Genomic DNA, 9378 nt, shown 5'->3' on the forward strand with positions numbered 1-9378 from the left:
TTAAAAAATTTTAATCTATCAACCGCCCAACTATTTTTTGGACAAACTTCCGAAACCTATGAGAATAATCATTTGCCCTTATCCAATCTAATGGCAATCCAACTATTCCAACAAATATCTCGCTGTATTGAACCAACTCGAAAGACATATCACCCATGCTTGGTGCAATCAAAATCGCAATTTTACTGTTGGTCATGCTCGTGTACGCAATAATTTGGTGAACATCAGATCGTAAACGTTCCTTTTGGGAATCCTTGCTTTCTCCTTCCCTTGGAAAAAAATAAGACTTGTATTTGGCATCAATGATGATGGGAACTTGACCAATTCTTGCCACAATATCTGGTTCCAAGTACTTTGGAAAAAGTCTGGTTACTTTAGAATGATAACCGCTAATAAAAGATTTCGGAATCCGCTTGTTATTTTCAGATGTGTCTAAGGCCCTGGACACAGTGGCTTGAACATAGCTTTCATATAATTGAGAAAAATCAATTCTCCAAGCGAAATTTGATTCTGATTTGTTCTTGATCAGAGCATTTAAGGCCCTTTTCAATTTACGCAAATGAATTGAATCGGATGAATATGGTTTGAATATTTGAGGTGCGGGTTGTCTGCTAATAGTTATGTCAATCAACGAAAGTTTCCTTTGAATGTTATGGATGATCGGCTCGAGTGAGACCCTAATTTGTACCGGTGTTGAATATGAATGAATTTCTGAAACAGCAAAATTTAACCATGCCACAGCTTTTCGAAATTCTTGGTTGTTTTCTGAAATTGAATTAGTGTTTGTTTTAAATAATAGGCGATTCTGAGGAATGGCACTTCTGACTGCGTAATGATTCCAGTCAACGTTACCCACTGGCCTTTTTGCAATTCTTTCTAAACTCTCAAAGCGACGCCACGAATGCTCATTAACTACTGATACAAACTCTAAAATCACTTCGCGTGCAAGGAGATATTGCGGCGCCGGGGTCCCATGCAATCTCATAAGTGGCATTAAAGTATCTTTTTCTGGAGCAAGAGTAAATTGCGAAAATTCTGCCAGTTGATACGTCCACTGAAACCAATCACGACTGTTACTATCATTACTTTGATACCTAGGCTTAACAATTAGGTCAGTAACGTACTTATCTTTACCTTTATCAGGCATTCTAATCGGAATAGCACCAATTAATTCGTTTGCCTTTAAATGTATTTGACCATTTTCGTTAAATGCTTCAATATTTAAAAACTGGAAAGCTCGCTTGTTCAACCGGATAAATCTATCATTTGATTCATTGGAATATCTTGGATCATTAAGGACGGCAGATGGAAGTGTGTATAATTGGTTTGAAAAAGTTTGGAGTTGAATGATTGAAACATGCTTATCTTTACTCATAAACCTTCACCCCATCATAAATAAATCGGCTCGTTAATTTCGTCAACAAAGAATTGATTAAATTGGTCAGCTGCACTAGATAAAAATCCATTGTCGAGATACTCACGAATCAACGGCAAGAGTTCATATTTTACTCTGCTACTAAAGCTTTGGCCGGCCTTCGTAATGAAATATGCCTGACCAGGCTGCATCAACATCTCATCACTAGTCGCATACATTTCAAAAATTGATTGAATTCTTTCAAATTCCTCTTTATGAAATGACCCGTTATCCTCTAAATCCTTATCTGAAAGTTCAATAGGCATCATTGTATACCACGCGAATCGTCGTCTTAATGCGAAGTCAATAACAGCTAAAGAACGGTCCGCGGTGTTCATTGTCGCAACAACACGTAAATTATATGGTAAATGTTTTAAATATAATGGTTCATGACTAGTACCATCAGATTCACCCAGTTGAATTCTAGGGCGATCAATAATCCCGGTTGTTTCAAACAAATAGAATGACTCGCCTAAAACATTACTCAAATTAGCCCGATTAATTTCATCCACGATCAACAATGTGGGACGGTCCTTAGCTGCCAGAGCCATTCTAATTGCTTTAATTAAAGGCCCTTCTTGGTACTTATAGGATAAATGACCATCAATTTCAATTGGTTGATATCCGCCAACAAAATCAGAATAGGATGTTTCTGCATGAAACTGGGTAAATACAACGTTTTTTTGATATTCACTGGCAATTTTTGACGTTAGAAAAGTTTTTCCAGTACCAGGAGCCCCTTGCAATACCACATAGCGTCGATCCTCTAGAAGTTGTTTGACCGCCGACAACTCGGACTTTGCATCTGCTGTATCATCTGGTAATACAGTTTCAAAAAGACGGACATGTTTTCGTTGCGACTTGTTTGAGGGCCAATTTCGAAGTTCAGCGTATATCGCAATCATAAATTTATAAATTTTCCAGAAATCTTCATTCTCATTTGTAGAAGTTTCCCTAAGGGTTGGTTTATCAACAAAGACAGCAAATAGATCCATTGGGTGACTATCTAAATGATCGTCCGCATATTCCGTCTCCATTTTCTTAAGTTCTGGTTTGCTGGAGTCATCAGTAAAATTAAGTGCACAAAAACAACTAATGTTTTTCTCGTTGTTTTCAGAATATTGATGAATTCGACTTTGCAATTCAACAAACTTACGCCGAATACCTGGTGTAGCAACGAGTTGATAGTCATCCCCAAATCCTTCACTACCAATGTCTAACGATAATCGATAGTGCTTCTCTCCAGGATTGACTTTGATGGAGATTCCTGAATAAGGACCACTTGGCTGTTGGTCAGGTCGAATCAAGGAAATGAAATTATAATTTGTATCTGGATCTGCTGTTAAATCCTTATCAACACTTGCTCTGGTAACAAATAAATTTGATTTACGATATTCGCCACCGACGATATGAGCAAATTTTTCCATATTGTTTATCAAAATCTCTTTAGGCGTAGTCAAGTTGTTATTCTCCTTAATTATAGTTTTGGCATGAGTTATCTAAATGAACCAGAATTTGATGGCTGTACGAAGCACATACCTTTTTAGGGGCTTAATCATTGTTAGGGTAATTATACTGCCATTAGTTTTGGATATCGACTGTATTTATACATAATCGTTAATTCAAAATTATCCCAAAACAACACCTTAGAGTTACCTAAAATAACATAACCCAAATTAGAACCACCTATCTGAAATAGCTATATAAAAAACGGCCATTTCCCGAGTTAAGGAGACAGTCGTTTCTTGTTCTTTACTTTATAGTTATATATTAGCTAAACGGAAATTCATTCAAATCAGTGTCAAATTCAAAATTAAAATGAATTTCTCCACTATTAAAGTTAGCAAATGGAATCACCTTACTGCTAAGAAAATCAACATGGGTATTAGCAACATCCTTACCGTTCATTTGGATACTTCCATACAGCTCTTTCATTCCGCTTTGATACAAGCGATTACCATTAGAAGTATTCAGGTATGGCTTATTATAAAAGTCATATGAAAAGATCCCTAATTGATCTGCTTTAGTGGTTGTAATGTGAAAATATGCTCTTACAAGAATTCGCTTATTATGTTTAGGTTTCAACTTATAATATGCAAGTTTTGTCAATTTCATTTTTACGTTGTCATTATTGTCAGGAAACGCTTTAGTAACACTGAAACTTTTTGTTGAACGACTGGTGTAATTAAATTTGACCTTGTTGTAACTAGGGCTATATGTAGTCACCGTTGGCAGCTTCTTTACCTTGGCCTGTGCAGTACCAGATGAAAAGGGAAATGCCAATAATGCGGCACCTAAAACGATTGATCCAATTAATACATGTTTCATGAAAACACCCTCCAACATTTAATAAACCTATTATTTGTTTAGGCCCGGCATATGTCAAGGGGCATAAAGCAATTATTCCTAATCAATTATTTATTTGAATATCCATTTTCTGAATTCACTTGGATAACGTTACATTCCTAGCAAATATTCAAATAAACTTATCTATATTTTTCTCGATGTAAGACACTAACGTTGTTACCTGTTCGCCATGGGTTTCTCTTGTCAACACAACAAACTCATAAGTATCAAACTTCGGTTTTATATCCACAAAGCTAATTCCAGGAAAATTCCAGTTGTTGGTAAAAATCTCTGGAATAAATAGCACACATTGATTCAGTGAAACAGCCAACATCAGTGATTCATAAGACTCAAATTGTTGAACATCAACAACGGTAAATCCGCGATCCGTGAGACTTTTGATAAATAATTTTTCAGCCAACTCAGAACTATATTGGCTGTATAGCCCAACCGTTTGATGAGCAAGTTGTTCCGGGGTAATTTCTTCTTCCCTGGAAATGAGATTTTGAGATGAAATACCAACAACGTAGTTTCCCGTGTACAATACCTCCGAATGGATGGGGATTTTCTGTTCCACATCTGAAAAAGTGAACGCTACATCAATTGTTCCGTCCGCTACCGCCTGCTCTAGCTGTTCAATACTTCGATGCTTCAGTCTGATTTCAACATCGGAATGATTTCTCAAGTAACCATTTAACAAATACGATAAAAAATTAGCTTCATAAATACTGGAAAATCCAACGGTGATCGCCAGCTTAGAACGTCTAGTCACACCTTGAGCAACAGCCACTGCATTTTGATAATCGGTTAGCAAGAACTTGGTGTCCTCATAGAAGGCCCTACCTGCTTTGGACAGTTCAATTGAATTGTTGTGCCGATCAAACAGCTTAACACCAATTTCAGTTTCCAAATTAGACACACCTTTACTAACCGCAGTAGCAGATACATAAAAATGTTCAGCTGTTTTCTTAAAACTGAGGGTTTGTGCTGCGTATAAGAAATACTTGAGCTTTTCGTCCATAATCTGTGACTTCCTTTGACTAGCTTTACGTTGGGGAGGGCGACTGATTTGAGTTCAGAGTTGTGGCATCCTTGTGTTACACTTTATGTGAAATAATTATCAAGGAGGATGTCATAATGACTAAGAATATTGTAACAGGTGTAGATGGTAACTTTGGAAGGATTGTTGCAGATACAATTCAATCGCTCATCCCTAAAGAAGATTTGCTGTTCACGGCTCCGACTTCAAATAAGCTGGAAAAGTTCTCAGAAGCTGGTATTGCAACTGCTACGGCCGACTTCAATGATGTCAGTGGATTAGCATCGACTTTTGAAAACGCAGATACAGTCCTACTCATTTCAATGCCATTTGTCGGCGAAAGAAGACGCCAAGCACATAAAAATGGCGTTGATGCCTGTGTTAAAGCAAATGTGAAGAAAATCATTTATACTTCGTTGGTCAATGCTACTGATCCAATGATGCCCAGCATTGAAAAAATCGATCATGCCTGGACAGAATCATACATTGAGACCACTGATTTAGATTACATCTTCCTGCGCAATTCACAATATGCTGAAGCTATGATCACCAATTATTTTGCGATCGCCCACTCTGGTGTATTGGCAAATAACCAAGCAGATGGTAAAATGGCATACATTTCTCGTGAAGACTGTGCGATTGCAGCCGCTCATGCCATATCGAATCCCTATCTCCATCATGCCATTCTAAACATTAATGGTCCAGAACAATTAACCATTTCTGATTTGATCAACATTGGTAACAAGATAACCGAAAACTCCGTGAAATATCAAGAGGTTTCCGATGATGAACAATACGCAATCTTCGACAAAATGGGAGTCCCTCGGACCACTGAAGGAGAATTCAAGAAAGGTTCCTCAGCTCCATTCTCATCAGAAGGTATGGTCACCTTTGGACAATCAATCAGAAATGGTCAGATGAAAATCCAATCTGCCGACTTCCAACGAATAGTGGGTAGAAAACCCCATACTGTAAAATATATGTTCGAGCATGCTGACCAGTATCAGATTGGTGAGCGGCATTCGGTGGATGACTAATTTAACATTATAATTTGATTTATTCCAACTCCCAAAATTATCGGGAGTTTTTTTCTTATGCAAAAGGCCAATTCCTCAACGAATACAGAGAAATTGGCCAGTCATTATTATATATTACATCGTAATTAATGATAAATTATGAACCCTTTTTACAAACTTACACAATCAGCATTCTATGCACCTTCATGCGGTGCAAGCTTATTCTTAAACTGCTCTGGATTATAATCAGGCTGATTTGAGATGTGCATTGCTGATTTCAATCTGAAAATTAAGAAATTCCACATTGGTTGAGTGATTCCTAAATCATCCAAGTCTTGCTCAGAAATAGTATAGCGAATGCTACCTTCATCGTCATTTTCGACTTTTTGTACCCATTTAGGCTCTCGAAGAATTTCTCGGCCGATTGCGACCATTTCAATTCCTTTATCAGTAACTTTAGCTGCTTCCTTTGGTGTCTCAACTGATCCAACACAAATCAAAGGTAAACGTCCATTCAACTGCTTCTTAATTTTCAAAATCAACGGCTCAGTATCAGATTTGTCATTTAATGATGTCCGCCAAGCATACCCCATTGATACATGAAGATAATCGATAGACTGATTGGCTAAAACATCAATAAATTTCAATGTATCAGTCATCCTAATTCCTGGAGTTTCAATTTCTTCTGGAGAAATTCGATATCCGACTAAAAATGGACGATCTGCAAATTTTTCAACGGCATCATGGACTGACTTAATAACTGCCAGTGGGAACCGCATCCTATTTTCTAATGAGCCACCCCACTTATCAGTCCGACGATTTGAATGCGGTGAGAAAAATTGCTGTAACAAGTATGTGTTTGCACCATGCAACTCAATACCATCGAATCCTGCTTGAATAGCTCTTCGAGTTGCTTCACCGAAGTCATTGATAATACCTTCAATTTCTTCATTCGAAAGTTCTTTTGGAGTCTCAGCATTAGGCCTTTCTGCGGCTACAGCACTGGCACTAACTGGTTGGGCCCCACGAAGTATCTTCGAATTAGACATTCGACCAGCATGAAAAATCTGTAATACGGCTTTAGAACCACCAAGCTTCATTGCGGAGGCAACTTTTGTAAGTCCAGGTATGAAGCGGTCATCTGTAATTGACAGTTCACCTTCAAAACCTTTCCCGTTTTCTGATACGTTAGCAACTGGAGAGATAAACAGTCCAACACCACCTGCACGCATTTGTAAATATTTTAGTTCATCCGTTGAAATTGAGCCATCCTCAAAGCTTGAAACTTCCGTCATCGGAGGAATCACAACTCGATTCTTAATTGTTACGCCATTCTTAAAAGTAAAGTTTTTTAGAAATGAATATTCCTTTGCCAACTGATAACATATCCTTTCACGAAAAAAATTTTTTAATACAAAGATCACACTAGTTCATTTGTTCACAAATTTCAAGAGATGTTAGTAACACGTAATTAACAAGCCATAGAATAGATAAAATGTCATATACATATCAATCCAAAGCCAATGTTTACTCGGGCGTTTAGTGATAATGGACGCGTATCTAAATCACACTAATTTACTTCAACTGAACTGACAACTCCTTATTGGCAGCTAAAGCATATTTATGATTATCTACAATCAAAGTCCCACCATCCCTGGTAGCAATTACCGAAAGATTCTCTCCATCTTTTTCAACGGTTACTTTACCACTCTTAACTGGTAATACTACGTGCAGTTTCTTAAAATTACTTAGGTTAGGTTCAATATTGAATTCACGATATCCCGGCCGTGTGGGATACAGCCCAACAAAATATCTTCCTAGGAGATAAATCGGACTTGCACCCCATGCATGGCATAGACTCTTCCCATATGGGTCACCATACATTGCATACATATCCTTACCCGATTTGGTGGGATCATATTCTTCCCAAAAAGTCACGGCATCGTTATTAAGCATGCCACCCCAATAATTCACAATAGTTTTATAAACGATATCCTGATGCCCCATCTTGCAGAGAGCGTCTTGTTCAAAGAATTTAAAATATGGCGTCGTAATCTGGAGAATACCATCATTCAGCAACACGTTGTTGAGAATCGACTGCTTTTTATCATCGTCAATCAGATCAAATAGAATAGCAAAAATATTTGCATGCCGAGTAACGTGGCACTTACCAGACTCATAACTGTCAATAAATGCCCCTTTTTGTGAACTCCAAAAGTATTCAATGAAGTTTCCTAGAAGCTGATCATGTAGTACCTGGTATTTTCCAATAGGCTTATCAAGCACTGAGCCACAGGTAATCATGGTTTTATAAACTTCAATCAGTAATGCCTGCTCTGCCGCAACTGTGCCTTCTTTGTCGATTTCAGACCAATCAACAAAGATCCAGTCATTTTTACGACCATAAATAAATCCTTTTTCATTAGTTTGAGTGATAAAGTATTGAACCATGCTTTCCATCTTTGGGAAAACCATCTTTAAAAAGTTCGTATCACCAGTCATTTCATAGTGGTTTAAAACACCTATGACCCAAAGCATAGAGTAATCAACAATCGTGTTCATATGCTGTTTAATGTCATTTTGTCCTCTTAGAGCAAGCAGCGTCCGCTTATCAACATCTTCATTGAAGAATGAATATTGATTAATGAAGTTAGCTTGATATGCATCTCCAGCCCATATCCAACGGTCACGCTTAATGCCATCAATGAAGAAAACATCACTACACAAGTTTAGTGTTTCCGTTGAAATATCCCAAATTTTATTGATTAACTGATTATCAGTTTTGAACTCTGAGATATTGTTCTTAGGAACATACTCATGAATGGCGATTAATGCAACTTGATTTTTCTTCACATTAGGTATAAATACAAATCGAAATGCTCTTCTGCGGATGACTGATTTCTCGTCAACATCATCCTGTTTGTAATAGCACATTCCGACATCTAAAGCTTCAGTCTGTGATTCCCCATAGCAAATGGTCACTTTATCAGATTGATGAAGTTTTAATCTTAAACTACCGTTCACAGCTCGTCCAAAGTCAAATAAAACACCATTATTAATTTCTTGAATCCTTGCTGGCTGAACCTTAATCTTCTGATACTCAATCACATTTGGATCTTGATCTTTTTTTGTAAACAATGGGTCATTACCAGCGGAGAAAGTTGATACAAAGTTACTAGCCTGCCAACCATTGTCTGACTTAATCACTGTTCCATCAATATACACACAAGGAAGTCCAGTAGTATTGCCGACAAAGATAGTAATAACGTTTCGGCCTGGATCACATTTCAGGGACTCTCCCAACCGATGCTTGTTGCCATTAATATCAACATAACCGGTTCCGTGAGCATATACCTTGAATTCGGTGGGCTTATCCAAGTTGTAAGTTCGTGAAAATTTCACATTCCGGTTGCAATCATCAATATACCAATATGCCGGCCACCCCATCCCTCGCTCTTCTCTAGCAAAGTTTTGTAGCATTCCCTGATGAATCGAAAAATCTCCTGGATACCAAATCCAATACGTCGTGGGATTCATGCACACTATCTCCTTCCAATAATCAA

The 9378-nt window shown here is 37.7% G+C and carries 7 protein-coding genes; 1 reads left to right on the plus strand and 6 read right to left on the minus strand.

What is annotated here, in order from left to right:
• Positions 1–10: 10 nt before the first annotated feature.
• The 4 genes from LKE01_RS10865 to LKE01_RS10880 all read right to left on the minus strand — a co-directional run bounded on the left by LKE01_RS10865 (position 11) and on the right by LKE01_RS10880 (position 4781).
• Positions 11–1375, minus strand: a complete 1365-nt coding sequence (locus LKE01_RS10865; RefSeq protein ID WP_056982840.1) for a 5-methylcytosine restriction system specificity protein McrC — start codon at positions 1373–1375, stop codon at positions 11–13.
• Between the two features lie 14 nt (positions 1376–1389).
• Positions 1390–2874 (minus strand): McrB family protein, encoded by a 1485-nt coding sequence (locus tag LKE01_RS10870; RefSeq protein WP_056982838.1) that lies wholly within the window; start codon positions 2872–2874, stop codon positions 1390–1392.
• A gap of 310 nt (positions 2875–3184) precedes the next feature.
• Positions 3185–3742, minus strand: coding sequence for a hypothetical protein (locus tag LKE01_RS10875; protein WP_054769842.1), 558 nt, complete (start codon positions 3740–3742; stop codon positions 3185–3187).
• 148 nt (positions 3743–3890) lie between these two features.
• Complete coding sequence (locus LKE01_RS10880) at positions 3891–4781, minus strand: LysR family transcriptional regulator (protein ID WP_056982835.1); 891 nt, start codon at positions 4779–4781, stop codon at positions 3891–3893.
• Between the two features lie 116 nt (positions 4782–4897).
• Between LKE01_RS10880 and LKE01_RS10885 the strand changes: the two genes are divergently transcribed.
• Positions 4898–5836, plus strand: coding sequence for an NAD(P)H-binding protein (locus tag LKE01_RS10885; RefSeq protein WP_056982833.1), 939 nt, complete (start codon positions 4898–4900; stop codon positions 5834–5836).
• Between the two features lie 173 nt (positions 5837–6009).
• Here the strand turns inward: LKE01_RS10885 and LKE01_RS10890 are convergent, their stop codons facing one another.
• Together LKE01_RS10890 and LKE01_RS10895 are read right to left on the minus strand one after the other, a co-directional pair.
• Positions 6010–7191, minus strand: coding sequence for an NADH-dependent flavin oxidoreductase (locus LKE01_RS10890; RefSeq protein ID WP_056982831.1), 1182 nt, complete (start codon positions 7189–7191; stop codon positions 6010–6012).
• 199 nt (positions 7192–7390) lie between these two features.
• Positions 7391–9352: an alpha-L-rhamnosidase-related protein gene (locus LKE01_RS10895; RefSeq protein ID WP_056982829.1), complete on the minus strand. Its 1962-nt coding sequence runs from the start codon at positions 9350–9352 to the stop codon at positions 7391–7393.
• Positions 9353–9378: the final 26 nt, after the last annotated feature.

This window comes from Lentilactobacillus kefiri (genome assembly GCF_007989105.1).
GTDB lineage: Bacteria > Bacillota > Bacilli > Lactobacillales > Lactobacillaceae > Lentilactobacillus > Lentilactobacillus kefiri.

Coding starts and splice junctions, on each gene's coding strand:
- LKE01_RS10865 (WP_056982840.1), bottom strand. CDS start 1,375: ATGAGTAAAGATAAGCATGTTTCAATCATTCAACTCCAAACTTTTTCA.
- LKE01_RS10895 (WP_056982829.1), bottom strand. CDS start 9,352: ATGAATCCCACGACGTATTGGATTTGGTATCCAGGAGATTTTTCGATT.
- LKE01_RS10875 (WP_054769842.1), bottom strand. CDS start 3,742: ATGAAACATGTATTAATTGGATCAATCGTTTTAGGTGCCGCATTATTG.
- LKE01_RS10880 (WP_056982835.1), bottom strand. CDS start 4,781: ATGGACGAAAAGCTCAAGTATTTCTTATACGCAGCACAAACCCTCAGT.
- LKE01_RS10885 (WP_056982833.1), top strand. CDS start 4,898: ATGACTAAGAATATTGTAACAGGTGTAGATGGTAACTTTGGAAGGATT.